General features: G+C 70.6%; 14 protein-coding genes. 7 read left to right on the top strand and 7 right to left on the bottom strand.

From position 1 onward, the window contains the following. Positions 1-197 precede the first annotated feature (197 nt). Complete coding sequence (locus ACFHPP_RS08790; RefSeq protein ID WP_437162887.1) at positions 198-1157, bottom strand: Bug family tripartite tricarboxylate transporter substrate binding protein; 960 nt, start codon at positions 1155-1157, stop codon at positions 198-200. Positions 1158-1226: 69 nt separating this feature from the next. Beyond that, a complete protein-coding gene (locus tag ACFHPP_RS08785; RefSeq protein ID WP_437162886.1) occupies positions 1227-3101 on the bottom strand; it encodes an ABC-F family ATP-binding cassette domain-containing protein in 1875 nt (624 codons plus the stop codon). Positions 3102-3313: 212 nt separating this feature from the next. Here ACFHPP_RS08785 and ACFHPP_RS08780 point away from each other — a divergent pair, with 212 nt between their 5' ends. Together ACFHPP_RS08780 and ndk are read left to right on the top strand one after the other, a co-directional pair. After that, positions 3314-4150: an NF038132 family protein gene (locus ACFHPP_RS08780; protein WP_437162885.1), complete on the top strand. Its 837-nt coding sequence runs from the start codon at positions 3314-3316 to the stop codon at positions 4148-4150. A 102-nt stretch (positions 4151-4252) separates the two neighbouring features. Continuing rightward, entirely contained in the window at positions 4253-4675 is a 423-nt protein-coding gene (gene ndk, locus ACFHPP_RS08775) for a nucleoside-diphosphate kinase (RefSeq protein WP_437162884.1), read from the top strand. 123 nt (positions 4676-4798) lie between these two features. Here ndk and ACFHPP_RS08770 read toward each other — a convergent pair whose 3' ends face one another. Genes ACFHPP_RS08770 through purM form a run of 3 tightly spaced genes read right to left on the bottom strand, consistent with a single transcriptional unit; the run spans position 4799 to position 6724 of the window. After that, on the bottom strand, positions 4799-4957 hold the full coding sequence (locus ACFHPP_RS08770; protein WP_437162883.1) for an aa3-type cytochrome c oxidase subunit IV: 159 nt from the start codon (positions 4955-4957) through the stop codon (positions 4799-4801). An 8-nt stretch (positions 4958-4965) separates the two neighbouring features. Beyond that, on the bottom strand, positions 4966-5607 hold the full coding sequence (gene purN, locus ACFHPP_RS08765; RefSeq protein WP_437163000.1) for a phosphoribosylglycinamide formyltransferase: 642 nt from the start codon (positions 5605-5607) through the stop codon (positions 4966-4968). A 55-nt stretch (positions 5608-5662) separates the two neighbouring features. Continuing rightward, positions 5663-6724, bottom strand: coding sequence for a phosphoribosylformylglycinamidine cyclo-ligase (purM, locus tag ACFHPP_RS08760; protein ID WP_437162882.1), 1062 nt, complete (start codon positions 6722-6724; stop codon positions 5663-5665). 48 nt (positions 6725-6772) lie between these two features. Between purM and ACFHPP_RS08755 the strand changes: the two genes are divergently transcribed. From ACFHPP_RS08755 to ACFHPP_RS08745, 3 genes are read left to right on the top strand one after another with little or no spacing between them, the layout of a single operon-like run. Continuing rightward, on the top strand, positions 6773-7555 hold the full coding sequence (locus tag ACFHPP_RS08755; RefSeq protein ID WP_437162881.1) for a hypothetical protein: 783 nt from the start codon (positions 6773-6775) through the stop codon (positions 7553-7555). After that, positions 7539-8135 (top strand): CDP-alcohol phosphatidyltransferase family protein, encoded by a 597-nt coding sequence (locus ACFHPP_RS08750; RefSeq protein WP_437162880.1) that lies wholly within the window; start codon positions 7539-7541, stop codon positions 8133-8135. Before ACFHPP_RS08755 ends, ACFHPP_RS08750 begins: the two co-directional genes overlap by 17 nt. 13 nt (positions 8136-8148) lie before the next feature. Next, positions 8149-9345, top strand: coding sequence for an AI-2E family transporter (locus ACFHPP_RS08745; protein WP_437162879.1), 1197 nt, complete (start codon positions 8149-8151; stop codon positions 9343-9345). A gap of 3 nt (positions 9346-9348) precedes the next feature. Here ACFHPP_RS08745 and ACFHPP_RS08740 read toward each other — a convergent pair whose 3' ends face one another. After that, positions 9349-10590, bottom strand: coding sequence for a sensor domain-containing phosphodiesterase (locus ACFHPP_RS08740; RefSeq protein WP_437162878.1), 1242 nt, complete (start codon positions 10588-10590; stop codon positions 9349-9351). A 149-nt stretch (positions 10591-10739) separates the two neighbouring features. Beyond that, positions 10740-13997 carry a CheR family methyltransferase gene (locus tag ACFHPP_RS08735; RefSeq protein ID WP_437162877.1) on the bottom strand — a complete coding sequence of 1086 codons (3258 nt, stop codon included), beginning with the start codon at positions 13995-13997 and terminating at the stop codon, positions 10740-10742. 238 nt (positions 13998-14235) lie between these two features. Between ACFHPP_RS08735 and ACFHPP_RS08730 the strand changes: the two genes are divergently transcribed. Together ACFHPP_RS08730 and ACFHPP_RS08725 are read left to right on the top strand one after the other, a co-directional pair. Beyond that, complete coding sequence (locus tag ACFHPP_RS08730) at positions 14236-14949, top strand: HdaA/DnaA family protein (protein ID WP_437162876.1); 714 nt, start codon at positions 14236-14238, stop codon at positions 14947-14949. 18 nt (positions 14950-14967) lie between these two features. Then, positions 14968-17208: an RNA degradosome polyphosphate kinase gene (locus tag ACFHPP_RS08725; RefSeq protein WP_437162875.1), complete on the top strand. Its 2241-nt coding sequence runs from the start codon at positions 14968-14970 to the stop codon at positions 17206-17208. The last annotated feature ends 75 nt before the right edge of the window (positions 17209-17283 follow it).

Genomic DNA, 17283 nt, shown 5'->3' with positions numbered 1-17283 from the left:
AACTACTGCTTTAGATCCCGTTTTGAAACGACGGAATACAAAATCGGCGTAAATACGATGAGAGCGCAGATTATAGACGACATTTGGAATATCAGCATCTCAGCAGCCGGTCGTTGTTTGAGGTCGAGCGCATGCGTCCGCTTTGGGTCAAGTGCGGGCGCTAACCCACCGCAGAGCTACCATTCCAAAATCTAGGGTCAATCCTCCAGCTTCACCCCCGTCAGCGCCACCATCTCCGCCCACCGCGCCACTTCCGCCCGCTGGAACGCCCCGAACGCCTCCGGCCCCATCGGGTCCAGCGTGAACCCGGCCGCTGCCAGCCGCCGCTTCACCTCCGCCTCCTCCAGCGCGCCGAGGAACGCCCGCGAAAGCCGCTCCGCCATCGCCGCCGGCAGCCCGGCCGGGGCGAACAGCCCAAACCAGGCATCCACCGCCATGTACGGCACCCCCGCTTCCGCCGCCGTCGGCAACTCGGGAAAATCCGCCAGCCGCGCCGGCGCGCCCACCTGCAGCGCGCGCAGCCGCCCGTCGCGGATCAGCGCCGCCACGGTCGGGAAGGTGGAGGTGTAGAAATCCACCACCCCCGCCACCGTATCCGTCGCCGCCGGCGCCGCCCCCCGGTACGGCACATGCGTCGCATCCATCCCGGACCGCCGCACGAAGGTTTCCGAGATCACATGGCTCGCCGAGCCGGCCTGGGAGGAGGCATAGGTCACCCGCCCGCCATTCCGCCCCATCGCCTGCAATTCCGCCATGGTCTTCGCCCGCGAGGAGGCCGGCACCACCGTCGCGTGATGCACCGTCCCCATCTTGGCGATCGGCGTGAACCCCTCCACCACGTGGAAGGGCAGGCGGGCCATCATGGATTGGTTGGAGGCATGGGTCTGGTTGTGCCCGACCATGATGGTCAGCCCATCCGGCGCGCTGCGCGTCGTGGCCTCCGCCCCGATCACGCCGCCCGCGCCCGCCCGGTTGTCCACCACCACCGGCTGCCCGAGCGTCACCGCCGCGCGTTCCCCGGTCAGCCGCGCCAGGATATCCGTCGGCCCGCCGGGCGGCGCCGGCACGATCAGGCGGATCGGTCCCGCCCCCTGCGCCAGGGCCGGCGCGGCGAGGGCAACGAGCGGCAGGGCGGCCAGCGTGCGGCGACGGATCATGACGTTGTCTCCCGGGATGGATTTCCTCCCGGTGTCGCAACCGTCCCCCGTACCGTCAAGCCCGCGCTGTCAGGCCGCGTCCAGCTCCTCGGACAGCTTCAGCCATTCCTCTTCCAGCGCCGCGGTCTGGCGGGAAATCACGATGCGCCGCGTATTCGCCCAGGTGATGTCTTCCGGCTTGCGCTTCGCATAGGTCGCCGGGTCGTTCAGGCGCTTCTCGATCAGCCTGGTCTCCAGCGCCAGCTTCTCAATCGCCTTCTCGATCTCCTTCAGCCGCGTCCGCATCGGCGCCAGCGCGGCCCGCGCGGAGGCGCTCTTCTTCCGCTCCAGCGACCCCTTGCCGCCACCTTCCGCCTCCGCCGCGCGCCCCGGCCCGCGCGCCTGGTCGGCCAGCAGCGCGCGGTATTCGTCCATGTCGCCGTCGAAGGACTTCACCTGCCCATCCGCCACCAGCCACAGCCGGTCCGCGATCAGCTCCACCAGGTGCGGATCGTGGGTGATCAGCAGCACCGCGCCGCCGAAATCCGCCAGCGCCCGCACCAGTGCCTCCCGCGCATCGATGTCGAGGTGGTTGGTCGGCTCGTCGAGAATGAGCAACTGCGGCGCATCCCGCGTGCACAGCGCCAGGAGCAGGCGCGCCTTCTCACCGCCCGAGCAATTCGCGATCCGCGTCTCGGCGCGCTCCACCGTCAGCCCGAAGCGGGCGAGCTGGCTGCGGCATTGCGCGATGGTGGCGTTGGGCAGCGCCGCCTGCATGTGGCTCAGCGGCGTGCCGGAGGCGTCCAGATCCTCCGACTGGTGCTGCGCGAAGAAGCCGACTCGCAGCCGCGGCGCCCGCTTCACCGTGCCGCGCGACGGCCCCAGCCGCCCCGCCAGCAGCTTGGCCAGCGTGGACTTGCCGTTGCCATTGGCGCCGAGCAGCGCGATCCGGTCCTCCTGGTCGATCCGCAGGTCGAGGTTGCGCAGGATCGGCGGCCCGCCATAGCCGACCTCGACATGCTCCAGCGCGAGGACGGGCGGCGCCAGCTCCTCCGGCTCCGGGAAGGCGAAGGTGGTGCTGGCGTCCTCGATCACCGCATCCAGCACCGGCAGCTTCTCCAGCGCCTTGATGCGGGACTGCGCCTGCTTGGCCTTGGAGGCCTTGGCCCGGAAGCGGTCCACGAAGGCCTGCATATGCGCCCGCTGCGCCGCGATCTTGCCGCGCTGCGCTTCCACCTGCGCCGCGCGTTCGGTGCGGATGCGGACGAAGCGTTCGTAATTGCCGGGGTAGTACAGGATCTTGCCGCGATCGAGATGCGCGATCCCGTCCACCGCCCGGTCCAGCAGCCCACGGTCATGGCTGACGATGATGGCCGCACCCGCGAAGCGGTTCAGCCAGCCCTCCAGCCACAGCGTCGCTTCCAGGTCGAGGTGGTTGGTCGGCTCGTCCAGCAGCAGCAGGTCCGGCTCCAGGAACAGCGCGCGGGCCAGCGCCACGCGCATCCGCCAGCCGCCGGAGAAACTGTCCAGCGGCCGCGCCTGCGCCTCCGCATCGAAGCCCAGCCCGGCCAGCACCGTCGCCGCGCGGGCCGGCGCCGCATCGGCCTGGATCGCCATCAGGCGTTCATGGATTTCCGCCGCCCGATGCGCCTGGTCGTCCCGCTCCAGCGCCGACAGCAGCTCCGCCCGCTCGGTATCCGCCTCCAGCACCGCCTCCAGCAGGCTGGAGGGACCGCCCGGCGCCTCCTGCGACACCACGCCCATACGGGCGCGCGCGGCCAGGCGGATCTCGCCCCCATCCGGGATCAGGTCGCGGGTGATGGCCTTTAGCAGCGTGGATTTCCCGGCGCCGTTGCGCCCGACCAGGCCGAGCTTGTGCCCGGTGTCGAGCGTCAGCTCGGCCCCGTTCATCAATTCGCGCCCGCCGAAGCGGATGGTGAGGTCACGGATGCTGAGGACGGTCATGGGACCGCTTCATAGCCGGCCCGGCGCCGCAGGCGTAGGGGCAGAACCGAGCCGCCACCATAACGACCTGTCGGCACTCATTACAGGGGCGGATGAACTCCACAATCCAAATCGTATAACAAGTTGAACAAGCTTGAGATTGCGCCCTGGCATCGATCTTGCGGTTACGTGTCCGCGGCGATGGACGCCGCTACGCCAGGATGGAGAGCGTGATGTTGATGGAAGCAGGCTACGGATTTGCGCGGCGCCTCAAGCACCCCGCCAGTGGTGCGCTTGTCGCCGCCGTACTGGCCTTCGCCCCGCTGGGCGATGCCCTCGCCGGGCCGGTGCCCGTGGGTTGGACCGCCATCGGCGCGGCGGGCACCGAAAGCCCGAATGGCGTCGTCGTGGCGCCGCCGGTGGGTGGCCCAGGCTATTCCTACGTCACCACCAATGGCGGCACCAACGGCGGCGGCACGCTGCGGAACGGCTTCGGCAGCGAGACCAACGGCTCGACATTGACCACCAACGCCTTCGTCGCCGCAGCCAACGACACGCTGCGGTTCTTCTTCAACTACGTGACATCGGATGGTTCGGGCTTCGCCGACTATTCCTGGGCGCGGCTGCTGAACGGCGCGATGGACGAGGTCGCCATCCTGTTCACCGCGCGCACCCAGCCGGCCCCCGGCAACATCGTGCCCGGCTTCGGCCTTCCGGCCGCGCAGGCGACGCTGACGCCCGGCAGCATCGGCATCCAGGCCGGCACGACTTGGAACGTGCTGGGCGGCGACAGCGGCACCTGCTTCGCCAGCGGCTGCGGCCATTCCGGGTGGATCCAGTCGGACTACACCATCGCGGATGCCGGCACCTACCGCCTGCAGTTCGGCGTGACGAACTGGTCGGACACGATCTATGACTCCGGCATGGCGATCGCCGGTACCACCATCGCCGGCGTGCCGATCGACCCGCCGACCTCGGTGCCGGAGCCGGCCTCCATGGCGCTGTTCGGCTTCGGCCTGGCGGCGCTGGGCCTGGCGCGTCGCCGGCAGCGCGGCACGGCGCCGGCCTGATCTGGCCCCGGCCCGGCCTGGCGGGTTGGCGCGGCGGGTGCGGGGCTTGCGCAGGGCGCATTCCCCGCCTATCCGCCGCGCCACCAACCAAGGATCATCGCCATGGCCACCGAGCGCACCTTCAGCATCCTCAAGCCCGACGCCACGCGCCGCAACCTGACCGGCACGATCAACGCGGTGTTCGAGGAGAACGGCCTGCGCATCGTCGCCCAGAAGCGCATCCACATGTCCCGCGCCCAGGCCGAGACCTTCTACGGCGTGCACCGCGAGCGTGGCTTCTTCAACGACCTGGTCGGCTTCATGACCTCCGGCCCCGTGGTCGTGCAGGTGCTGGAAGGCGAGGATGCCGTGGCCAAGCACCGCGAGATCATGGGCGCCACCAACCCGGCCAACGCCGCCGAGGGTACGATCCGGAAGATGTTCGCCGAGAGCATCGAGGCCAATTCCGTGCACGGCTCCGACAGCGCCGAGAACGCCGCGACCGAGATCGCCTATTTCTTCGCCGGCACCGACATCGTCGGCTGACACCAAAGCCCTCTCCCCCCGCTGGGGGGAGAGGGTTGGGTGAGGGGGGCTCGAGACAGCCCCACGAAAAAGGGCCGCACCCCTCACGGGATGCGGCCCTTCCTTCATTTCAGCGCGCCTTCCTCAGACCAGGAAGATCGCCATCAGCAGCAGGATCGCCACGGTGATCCCGATCGACCAGGTCGTGCCCTTCATGAAGGCGCCGTAGAAGGATTGGCGCTCCGCCAGGATATCCTCGGCCTTCACTTCCACCATTTCATAGGTCGGCGCCTGCTCGGCCATGGTTGCCCTCATACGGATCCGCGTGTGGACCTGTTTGTAGGTAGCGCGGCGGCCAGCGGCAAGGGGTTGGCGAGGGCGCCCTCTGCCCCCGGCGCATCGATCTCCGCCACGCCGCCCACCACCCGCACCCGCCCCGCCGCCAGCCAGGCCAGCGCCGCCGGGTACAGCAGGTGTTCCTGCGCCAGCACCCGCGCGGCCAGCGTCGCCTCGGTGTCGCCAGCCAGGACGGGCACCGCCGCCTGCGCCAGGATCGGCCCCTCATCCACGCCGGGCGTCACCAGGTGCACCGTGCAGCCATGCAGCCGAACCCCGGCGGCCAGCGCGCGCGCATGGGTGTCCAGCCCGCGGAAGGACGGCAGCAGGGACGGGTGGATGTTCACCAGCCGGTCGCGCCAGGCTTCGCAGAACTCCGGCGTCAGCACCCGCATGAAGCCGGCCAGCGCCAGCAGCCGGATGCCGTGGCGGGTGAACTCCGCCTGCATCGCCGCCTCGAAGCCCGGCTTGTCGCGGCCGCGGCTTTCCACCACCACGGTCGGCACCCCGGCGGCCTGTGCCACCGCCAGCCCCGGCGCGTCGGCCCGGTTCGACAGCACCAGCCCGATCTCCGCCGGATAACCCGGCACTGCCGCCGCCCGCAGCAGCGCCGCCATGTTGCTGCCGCGGCCCGAGATCAGGACGCCGATGCGCTGCCTCAAGACGGGTGCCTCAAGCGGGCCAGCCGGGACCGATGTTGTCGATGCGCACCGTGGCCCGCCCTTCGCCGGCGACCAGCCCGCCGATGCGGAACACCGTCTCCCCGGCCGTCTCCAACTGCGCCGTCGCGGCTTCGACGTTGCCCTCGGCCACCACCAGCACCATGCCGAGCCCGCAGTTGAACACCCGCAGCATCTCCTCCGCCGCGACGTTGCCCTGGCGCGCCAGCCAGCCGAAGACCGGGGGCAGGGACCAGGCCCCGGCATCCAGCACCGCCGCCACGCCTTCCGGCAGCACGCGCGGCAGGTTGCCCGGCAGGCCGCCGCCGGTGATGTGCGCCGCCGCCTTCAGCAGCCCGGCCTTGTGCAGCGCCAGCACCGGCTTCACGTAGATCCGCGTCGGTACCAGCAGCGCCTCCGCCACCGACTTTCCCGCGCCGAACGGCGCCGGTGCCGACATCGTGAGGTTGGTGCCCTCCAGGATGCGCCGCACCAGCGAGAAGCCGTTCGAATGCACGCCGGAACTGGCAAGCCCCAGCAGCACGTCGCCCGGCCCGACATCCGGCTTCGGCAGCAGCGCGTCACGTTCCGCGGCGCCCACCGTGAAGCCGGCCAGGTCGTAGTCGCCGCCACGATACAGCCCCGGCATTTCCGCCGTCTCGCCACCCACCAGCGCGCAGCCGGCGATGCGGCAGCCTTCCGCGATGCCCGCCACCACCTGGGAGGCCTGCGCCACCTCCAGCTTGCCCGTCGCGAAATAATCCAGGAAGAACAGCGGCTCCGCGCCCTGCACCACCAGGTCGTTGACGCACATCGCGACAAGGTCCTGGCCGACGAAGCCATGGATGCCGCTGTCGATCGCCAGCTTCAGCTTGGTGCCGACGCCATCGGTGGAGGACACCAGGACCGGGTCGCGGAACCCTGCCGCCTTCAGGTCGAACAGCGCCCCGAAACCGCCGAGCCCACCCATCGTTCCAGCCCTGTCGGTGCTGCGCGCCAGCGGCTTGATGGCTTCCACCAGCGCGTCGCCGGCTTCGATATCAACCCCCGCGTCTCGGTAGGTCAGGCTGGTCATGGCGGCCCCCGATCGGGTATGCGGCTGGGAATGGAAAAGGATGGCAAGATGCCGGCGAGCCTGCGGCGCGGCCAGCGGAGCGGAAACAACCACGCGGCCGGGGGATCGGCAACTCGCGTGCTGCGCGCGATCTGCCTCGCTGTCCTGCTCGCCCTCACCCCCGCCCTGGCCGGCCCCGGCATGGCGCAGGAGGATCCGCTGGTCCAGCGCGGCATCCCCGCCGAGGCCACGGCGGAAACCGCCGTGCTGGCGCGCGAGCAGGCGCTGAACAACGGCCAGCGGCTCGCCTATGAACGCATGGCCGCCAGCCTCGGGATGAACCCCCGCGCCTCCGACGCGCAGATCGAGGGCATGGTCCGCTCCCTCATCATCGAATCGGAACGGATCAGCGCCCGCACCTACACCGCCCGCATCACCGTGAACTTCAACCCGCAGCGCGTCGCCGCCGCCGGTGGCCGCGCCCCCGCGCCGGCCTTCGACGGCAGCGCCCCCGCGGCGCCGCCCGGCGCGCCGGCCGCGGCGCCCAACCCCGGCTCCGGCCCCGCCGTCACCACGGTGGAGGCGCTGGCCAGCTACCGGTCTTTCGCCGAGTGGGTCGAGATCACCCGCCGCCTGTCCACCGCCGCCCCGGTCGCGCGGATGCAGGTGGTGGCGGTGGCCGCCGATGGCGCCCGCCTGCGCCTGTCGCTGCGCGCCCAGCCGGCCGAGGCGGCCGCCGGCATGGCCGATAGCGGCCTGTTCCTCAGCCCGACGATGGCCGATCCGCGCCTGCCGCCGAACCCGGTCCCAGGCCGCGAGGGATGGCGCCTCAGCCTTGCCGGAGCCCGCTGACACGCCACCCGAGCGCGTCCAGGCCTCGGCTGTCGCGCCGGATGCCGGGCCGTTCACGCTGCCAAACGCGATCACCTTCGCCCGGCTCTGCGCCGTCCCGGGCGCCATCTGGCTGATGCTGCAACACCGGCTGGACCTGGCCTTCTGGGTCTTCGTCGCCGCCGGCCTCTCGGACGGCATCGATGGCTGGCTGGCCCGCATCCGCAACAGCCGCTCCGCCCTCGGCGCGCTGATGGACCCGGTCGCCGACAAGGCGCTGCTGGTTTCCGTCTACGTCACGCTGGCCGCGCTCGGCGTGCTGCCGGATTGGCTGGCGATCCTGGTGGTGTTCCGGGACCTGCTGATCGTCGGCGGCGTGCTGGTGCTGTACCTGCTCGGCCAGCCGCCGCTCATCGAGCCGCTGTGGATCTCGAAGCTGAACACCGCGGCGCAGATCGCGCTCGCCGCCGGCGCGCTGCTGCTGTCCGGCTACCGGCTGGATGCGGATGCCGCGCTGCAATTCGGCATCTGGCTGGTCACCGCCACCACCCTGGCCTCCGGCGCCGCCTATGTGGTGCAGGCCGCCCGGCGTCACGCATGACAGGGCGGCGTCCATGACCGCGCCGCGCCTGCCGCCGCCCACCTTGCCGCCGGCGGTGCCGATGCCGCAGGGCGCCCTGCCGCCGCCGCGCCCGCCCATCCCGCCGCCGCCCGCCCCGGTGCAGCAGGGCCGCCGCGCCACACGGGGCGAGCGCTGGGGCCTGGTCGCGGGCGGCGCCGCCTTCCTGCTGTTCTGCGTCTGGCTGTTCTCCGCCATCCTGACGCCCTTCGTCCTGGCCGGCTGCATCGCCTATTTCCTGGACCCACCGACGACGCGCCTGGCGAAGCTCGGCGTGCCCCGCTCGGTCGCCGCCTTCCTGCTGGTACTGGCGCTGACGGCGCTCGCCCTGGTCGCGCTGCTGCTGCTGTATCCGCTGCTGGTGGCGCAGATCGGCGTGCTGATCGTCCGCATGCCCGCCTATGTCGCGGGCATCGGCCAGGCGGTGCGCCAGGCGCTGGAGGCGGCGCAGAACGCCTTCGGCCCGGATGTGGTGGACGCCCAGCTGCGCGACCTGGTGATCGGCCAGGCCGGCCAGATCGTCACCTTCATGGGCACCGCGGTCGCGCGCCTGATCGGCGGCGGCGTCGCGCTGTTCAACGTGTTCGCGCTGCTGGTGGTGACGCCGATCGTCGGCTTCTACCTGCTGCGGGACTGGCGGCGCATCATGGCGCGCATGGAAAGCTGGCTGCCGCGCCGATCCGCCCAGGTGCTGCGGCAATTGGCGCGGGACACGGACCGCGTGCTGGCGGCCTGGCTGCGCGGCCAGTTGCTGTGCTGCGCCATCCTGGCCGCCTACTACGCCGCCGCCCTGTCCGCCGCCGGGCTGGAACTGGGCCTGACCGTCGGGCTGATGGCCGGCCTGCTGTCCTTCATCCCCTATGTCGGCTCGCTGACCGGCTTCGTCACCGCCGTCATCCTGGCTGTCGCGCAGTTCGGCACCTGGAACGAGGTGCTGCTGGTCGTCGGCATCTTCGTCATCGGCCAGACGGTGGAGGGCTACGTCATCTATCCCCGCCTGCTGGGGGACCGGGTGGAACTGCACGCGGTCTGGGTGATCTTCGCGCTGTTCGCCGGCGGCGTCGCCTTCGGCTTCCTCGGCGTGCTGCTGGCGGTGCCGATGGCGGCGGCCATCGGCGTGATTGCCCGATATTGGCTGCGACGCTACCTGGAAAGTCCGCTGTACCTGGACCCGCCGCGGACGGGGAGTTGAGGCTCAGCCCACCCCCACCATCTCCCGCGCCGTCGCCAGGTCGCCAGGCCGGCCAAGCAGGTAGCCCTGGCCCTTCGCCACGCCCAGGCTTTCAAGCGTCGCGAACTCCGCCTCCGTCTCGATGCCCTCCGCCACGATCTCGCAGCCGGTCTCCCGCGCGAAGTGGCACAGCGCCGCCGCCAGGGCCCGCTTCGCCGGGTCGCTGTCCACCGACCGGGTCAGGCCCATGTCCAGCTTGATGATGTCCGGCCGCAGCTGCAGGATGTGGTGCAGGCTGGAATAGCCCGCGCCCGCATCGTCGATCGCGACCTTCGCCCCGGCGTGGCGCAGCGGCGCCAGCGCCTCGCGCAGCGCGGCGTAGTCCGGCACCTGCGCATGTTCCGTCACCTCCAGCACCAGGCGCTGCATCGGCAGCCCGGCAAAGACGCCCGGCAGCGCCCCGCCGAGGATCGTGGCCGGCGATGCGTTGACCGAGATGAACACCGGCGCCGGCAGCAGCCGCAGCGCCTCCACCGCATGGCGCAGCACCGCCACCTCCAGGCGTTCGCCGCACCCGGCGGCATGCGCCTCCTCGAACCACACATCCGGCGTCCGGTGGGGCTCCGGCGCGAAGCGGCACAGCGCCTCGAACCCCACCACCTGGAAGGGCTGCATGGACAGGATCGGTTGGTAGCGGAAGCCGAATTGCCGGCCGGCGATCACCTGCTCGATCCGCGCCGCCACCGCCGCCCGCGCCTGTTCCGCGGCGTGCACGCGGGAAATGTCATGCGCCGCCATGTCCGCGAACACCCGCATCACCTGCAGGTCGCGGGCATTGAGCGAGGGGTTCGGATGCGGGCTGAAGCAGCAGAACATGCCATAGGCCTGCCCATCGGGCAGCCGGATCGGCACGCTGAGATGCGCCCCGATCGGCACCGCGGCGGTGATGGGCAGGGACCGCGCCAGCGGATATCGCGCCGTATCCGCCATCAGCTCCGGCAGCCGGCCGGCCAGGATGTGCGGGCAGTACAGGTCCGCCAGCGGTCGCTGGTCCCCGGGCTTGATCAGCGCCTCCAGCCCCGGGGCATCCACCTCCCGGAACACCGCCCGGCCGCCGACGAACTGGGAGACGAAGGCCACCTCCATCCCCAGGTGCTTCCGCACCGCCGCCAGCTGGTGCCGGAGGCTGCCGCCGCACAGTCCCGGAAGTCCGCCATCCAGCCCGCCATCGCCCCCCTTCGGGGAGCCCGCCAAACCATCGAACATGCCTGCCTCCGCCGGACGGGATGACCGTCGAAACTGCTTCGCGGCAATCCTTGCGGCGTACCGGTACGGGCCGGCGGGCGGAGAATGGTGCGGGAAGGATTGAGAAAGCGTTGATAGGAGTGGCGCTTCCGCAGGTGCCGGCCTTGGCCTCAGTCCCACCCGGCCACCCGCTCGGTATCCAGCCGCCGGCCCGACGCGATCATGTCCAGCGGGATGCGCAGCGTCATCACCCGCCTGTCACCCTCCTGCGCCACCTCGCTGCTGCCACCGAGGTCGTGGCGCAGCAGCCTGTCGATCAGGTCGGAGCCGAAGCCGCGGCGGGTCGGTGCGCCGACCGCCGCCGGCACGCCGGTTTCCGACCAATAGATCAGCAGCCTCGCCCCGGCACGGGACCCTTCATGCCGCCAGCCCACCTGCACCCGCCCACCCGGCACGCCGAGTGCGCCATGCTTGGTCGCATTCGTCGCCATCTCATGCAGCACCATTCCCAGTGCCAGGGCGAATTTGGGCGGCAACCGCACCGGCTCGCCCTGCATCTCCACCCGGTCCGGGCCGTCCGCATAGGGCTCGACCTCCTTGGCGATCAGCGCCCGCAGGTCCACCGTGCTCCAGCCCTGGTCGGACAGCAGCTCATGCGCGCGGGCCAGCGCCTTGATGCGGCCGCCGAAGGCCTCGCCGAATTCGGGCAGGGATGTGGCGCGTCGCAGCGTGCTGGCCGCCACCGCCTGCACCACCTGCAGCATGTTGCGCACGCGGTGGTTCAGCTCATCCACCAGCGTGCCGAGCATCTCCCCCTCCACCACCTTGGTGACGTCGAAGAAGGTCAGCACCACGCCATCCACCTCGCCCTCCGCGGTGCGGTAGGGCAGCATCCGCATCAGGTAGTGCACGGTGCCGTCGCGCGCCGTCACCCGGCGCTCCACCGCCTCGCGCTCATCCAGGGCGCGGCGGGTTTCCATGCGCAGGTCCACCTGGTCCAGCTGGCTGGCGAAATCCGTCACCGGGCGGCCGCGGTCCGCCGGCACCAGGTTGAAGATGCTGCTGACCGCCGGCGTGAAGCTGCGGATCACCAGATGCCGGTCGAGGAACAGGGTGGCGATCTGCGTGCTGTCGAACAGGTTGCGCAGGTCGGCGTTGGCGAGGTCCAGCTCGTCGATCTTGCCGGACAGCTCGGTGTTCGCGGTGCGCAGTTCCTCGTTCACCGATTGCAGTTCTTCCTTCGAGGTCTCCAGCTCCTCGTTGGTCGATTGCAGTTCCTCGTTGACCGAGACCATCTCCTCGTTCGCCGAGGTCAGTTCCTCCGTCGCCGTCTCGTATTCCTCGGTGATGGATTGCAGCCGCTCCCGCGTGTCACGCAGCTCGCGCTCCAGCCGGGTGGTGCGTCCGTCCTCCGGCCCGCTTGCCACGGGTGCGTCCACGGCCGGCAGGATTTCGTTGAACAGGACCAGGAAAAGCCGGTCATTGGCCTCGCTTCCCGTCGCTGGCGGCGGCTCCGCCCCCGGCCCCGGCCCCGGCCCCGGCCCCGGCCCCGGCATGGGCATGGGCATCGGCGGAGCCTCGGTCGGCGGCGCAGTCGCCGGTGCAACGATGGGCACCACCGTCAGCGTCACGGTCAGGCGGCGCCCGTCGCTCTCCAACTCCACCATCGGTCGGACCGCGGGCCGGGACGTCCCAACCGCTTCCCGCAGCGCCGCCCGCAGGGCAACGCGCAGGCCCGGGCGTGCCATGGCCAGCAACTGGCGGCTCGGGCGGCCCGCCGCGGGTTCCAGGTAGCGACCGAGATGCGCCGACTGGTGCAGCACGTCGCCCTCCCGGCTCACCACCACATGCGGCGGCGCGAAGCGGTCCAGCACCAGGGATTCCGCCACCTGGCGCAATTCCGCCCTGCGTCCTGCCGCGGGCGGGCGCGTCGGCGGGCGCGTCGGCCAACCGCGGCTGGTTGCCAGGTGGAGGGGCGACGCGGCCGAGACGCCATTGTCCCGCCGCCGGTAAAGCCGGTGCGCCTTGTCCTCCGGTGCGAACAACTCCGTATGCCGCGCGATGGTCTCGGCCACGCCGAGGAACAGGAAGCCGCCCGGCCGCAGCGCGTAGTGGAACAGCGGGATCACCTGGTCCTGCAGGGCGCCACCCAGGTAGATCAGCAGGTTGCGGCAGGAGACCAGGTCGATGCGGGAAAACGGCGGGTCGTTGATGACGCTGTGCGGCGAGAAGACGCAGATGTCCCGCAACTCCTTCGTCACCGCGAAGCTGGCCGCATCCTCCGTGAAGAACCGCGCCAGCCGGGGCGGGGAGACGCCGGACAGCATCGGCCGGGGGTAGCGGCCACGCCGCGCCGCGGCCAAGGCCGCCTCGTCGATGTCGGTGGCGAAGATCTGTGCACGCGGGCCGCCGGGATGCGCGGCCATGTATTCGCGCAGCAGGATGGCGATGGAATAGGCTTCCTCCCCGGTGGCGCAGCCAGGCACCCAGACCCGCACCACCTCCTCCGCCGTGCGGTCGCGGAACAGGCTGGGAATGGCGTGCGATTCCAGCGCGGCGAAGGCCTCCGCATCGCGGAAGAAGCCGGTGACGCCGATCAGCAGGTCGCGGAACAGCAGGCGGGCTTCCTCCGGATCCGCCCGCAGCCGCGCCAGGTAGGCTTCCGCATTCGGCAGGCCGAGCACATGCAGGCGGCGCTGCACGCGGCGGAAGAAGGTCTTGTCCTTGTAGCCGGAAAAATCATGGCCGACGGTGGCCAGCAGGATGGCGGCGATCTCGGCATGCAGCGCCGCAAGCGCGGCGCGGCTGCGCACCCCTTCCGCCAGATCCGCCGGGCCGGCGGCCAGGGCGCGCAGCCGGGCGCCCATCTGTCCGGCCGGCACCACCAGGTCCACCACGCCGGCAGACACCGCGCTGTCCGGCATCTCCGGGTACTGCGGTGCGGTGCCCGCGGGCACACCGGCATCGGGCCCCTGGGCGATCGTCAGGCCGCCGGCCTCCCGGATCGCCTTCAGCCCCAAGGTCCCATCATGTCCGCTGCCGGACAGCACGACGCCGATCGCTTCCTGCGACTGGTCCTCGGCGAGGGAGGCGAGCAGGACGTCGATGGGATACCGTTCGCGCGCCTGGCCGGCAGGCTGATCGGCCAGCACCAGCTTGCCGTTGGCCACCGTCAGCACCGCATTGTGGTCAAGCACATGGACCTGGCCCGCCTGCAACTCCTGCCCGTCGACCGCCGCCAGGACCGTCATGGTGGTGCAGTCGCCGATGATCGCGGGCAGCGCCGAATGATGGCCGCGCGCCAGATGTGTCACGACCACGAAGGCCATGGGCGGCGCCGGGTCGGGCAGGCCGCGGAACAGCGTCTGCAAGGCCTCGACCCCGCCGGCAGAAGCGCCGACGCCGACGACGCGGAAGCTCTCAGTCACGGCAGAGCATCCATGAGGTGTGGAACTGGCGCAGTTTAGCACACAAAATAATATTGAAACAAAATATGCGTTACTTGATCATCATTTGGTGTGGTGTAAGCAATTTTCACAGCTGGCAAATAGCACTGATGGTGACTGTAATCCAGGCAATTACACCTCGCGATGTCCCGCCGCCGGACGCGCTGAATGGGTTGGCAATCGCCAGGACCTGCCGCCTCCGCTATCCAGGCAGCCAGCCATGCCCCTCGAGCCCCGCCAATTGCCGCTTCCACTCCCGCCACACCCGTCCTCCGCCCGTGCCGACCTGATCCCGGATGCCTCGAATGCGGAGGCGCTCGCCTGGCTCGAAACGCCCGAGATCTGGCCGTTGCGCCGTCTTGCCCTGCATGGCCCGGCCGGCACCGGCAAGACCCACATGCTGCAGGCCACCGCCGAAGCCTTCGGCTGGCGGGTGCTGGAGGGGCCGGGCCTGACGCTCGATTTCGCCCTGGCCGAGGCCACCGGCACGGCGCTGGACCGTGCCGATGCCGCGCCGGAGCCCGCGCTGTTCCACCTCATCAACCACCACGCCGCCGCCGGCCTTCCCCTGCTGATGGCGGCCCGCAGCCCGCCGGCGCGCTGGCCGACCATCCTGCCGGACCTCGCCAGCCGCCTCCGCGCCACCCATGCCGTGGGCCTCGCGGAACCCTCCGCGATCCTGCTCGCCGCCCTGCTGGCAAAGCACATCGCCGACCGCCAGCTCCACATCGAGCCCGCCGTCCAGGCCTTCCTGCTGTCCCGCCTGCCGCGCCATGCCGCTTCCATCGCCGACGCCGTCGCGGCGCTGGATGCCGCCTCGCTCGCCCGCGCCGCCGCCATCACCATCCCCTTCGCCCGGCAGACGCTGGCGCTGGATGACCGTTCCGAGACGTCATCCAACAACGCCTCCCCGGACCGCCCGCCGCTGCGCTAGTCTGGCGCGATGGACACGATGCCCGCGCCCGCGCCAGCCCCCGCCGCCCCCGCCCTCAAGCCGGGGGCCCCGCATGGCGCCGTCCGCCCCCCGGCCGTCGCGCCGGACAGCCCGACCCGATTCATCAACCGCGAATTGTCCTGGCTCGCCTTCAACACCCGGGTGCTGGAGGAAGCCGCCAATCCGCGCCACCCGCTGCTGGAACGCCTGCGCTTCGTCGCCATCTCCGCCTCCAACCTGGACGAGTTCTATTCCGTCCGCGTCGCCGGCCTTATCGGCCAGGAACGCGCCGGCATCACCGCCGCATCCCCGGATGGCCTGACGCCGAGCCAGCAGCTCGCCGCCGTGCACGGTGCCTCCCAGGCCCTGATCGAGGGCCAGCAATCCGCCTGGCACGAACTGCGCGGCCTGCTCGCCGGCGCCGGCGTCATCGTCGCCGACGTGAAGGACCTGACGGAGGCCGACCGCGCCTGGCTGGAAGGCTGGTTCATGGACCGGGTCTTCGCGGTGCTGACGCCGCTGGCGGTGGACCCTGCCCATCCCTTTCCCTTCATCGCCAATCTGGCGCTCTGCATGGTGCTGAAGCTGGTGCGGGAGGAGGATGGCGGCACCATGCGCGCCCTGCTGCCGCTGCCGCCGCAGATCGAGCGCTTCATCCGCCTTCCCGCCGGCCTGACGCCCGCCGGCGAACGCGCGCCGATCCGCTTCGTGATGCTGGAGGACCTGATCGTCCTGTTCCTCCGCCGCCTGTTCCCCGGCTTCATCGCCGCCGAGCACGGCCTGTTTCGCCTGATCCGCGACACCGACGTGGAGTTCGAGGAGGAAGCCGAGGACCTGGTGCGGTCCTACGAGACCGCCCTCAAGCGCCGCCGCCGCGGCCGCGCCATCCTGCTGTCGGTTGATGCCCGCATGGCGGCCGACATGGTGGACCTGGTGGCGGAGGAGTTGGATGCGGACCGCCAGGGCGTGGTGAAGGTGGATGGCCTGCTCGGCATCGCCGACATCAAGCAGCTGATCGTGGACGACCGCCCCGACCTGCTGTTCACCCCCTACACGCCGCGCTTCCCGGAACGCATCCTGGATTTCGGCGGCGACTGTTTTGCCGCCATCGCCGCCAAGGACATCGTCGTCCACCACCCGTATGAGAGCTTCGACGTCGTCGTCCAATTCCTGCGCCAGGCCGCGCGCGACCCCAACGTCGTCGCCATCAAGCAGACGCTCTACCGCACCTCGCGCGACAGCCCCATCGCACGCGCCCTGATCGAGGCCGCGGAGGCCGGCAAATCCGTCACCGGCATCGTGGAAATCAAGGCCCGCTTCGACGAGGAACGCAACATCGCGCTCGCCCGCGAACTGGAAGCCGCCGGCGTCCAGGTCGTCTTCGGCTTCGTCGAGCTCAAGACCCACGCCAAGGTCAGCCTGGTGGTGCGCCGCGAGCGCGAGATCCTGCGCAGCTACGCGCATTTCGGCACCGGCAACTACCACCCGATCACCGCCCGCATCTACACCGACCTGTCCTTCTTCACCGCCGATCCGGCCCTGACGCGCGATGCCGCGAAGCTGTTCAACTACATGACCGGCTACGCCCGCCCCGAAACCATGGAAGGCCTCGCCTTCGCCCCACTCACCATCCGCCCCGCCTTGCTCGGCCTGATCGAGCGCGAGATCGCCTTCGCCCGCGAGGGCAAGCCCGCCGGCATCTGGCTCAAGCTGAACTCCCTGGTGGACGAACAGATCATCGACGCGCTCTACCGCGCCTCCCAGGCCGGGGTGAAGGTCGAGTGCATCGTCCGCGGCATCTGCTGCTTGCGCCCCGGCATTCCCGGCCTGTCCGAGCACATCCGCGTCAAGTCCATCGTCGGCCGCTTCCTCGAACACTCCCGCGTCTACGTCTTCGGCAACGGCCACCGCCTGCCGTCCCGCCGCGCCCGCATCTTCATCTCCTCCGCCGACCTCATGGCCCGCAACCTGGACTGGCGGGTCGAAACCATGGTCCCGATCGAGAACCCCACCGTGCACGCCCAGATCCTGGACCAGGTGATGGTCGTGAACCTGCAGGACACCATGCAATCCTGGCAATTGCGCGCCGATGGCACCTATCGCCGCGTCACGCCCAGTGCCAAAGGAGACACCGGCAAGCCCGTCTCGGCCCACGACTACTTCATGACCAACCCGTCCCTCTCCGGCCGCGGCAGCGCACTCCGCCGCACCACCGCCCCGCCCCGCCGCAACCGCCAGGACCGCGTGCTGCAGGACTGAGAGGTGGAGGATTGACGTCCAACAGCATCGGCCCGGCCGACCGGAGACCGAACAGCGCGATGGGCGTTCAAGCTC

It is taken from the genome of Falsiroseomonas sp. E2-1-a20 (assembly GCF_051433195.1).
Taxonomy (GTDB): domain Bacteria; phylum Pseudomonadota; class Alphaproteobacteria; order Acetobacterales; family Acetobacteraceae; genus Falsiroseomonas.
Note: the sequence above shows the minus strand (reverse complement) of the source record. Positions and strands in the feature narration are given on the sequence as shown.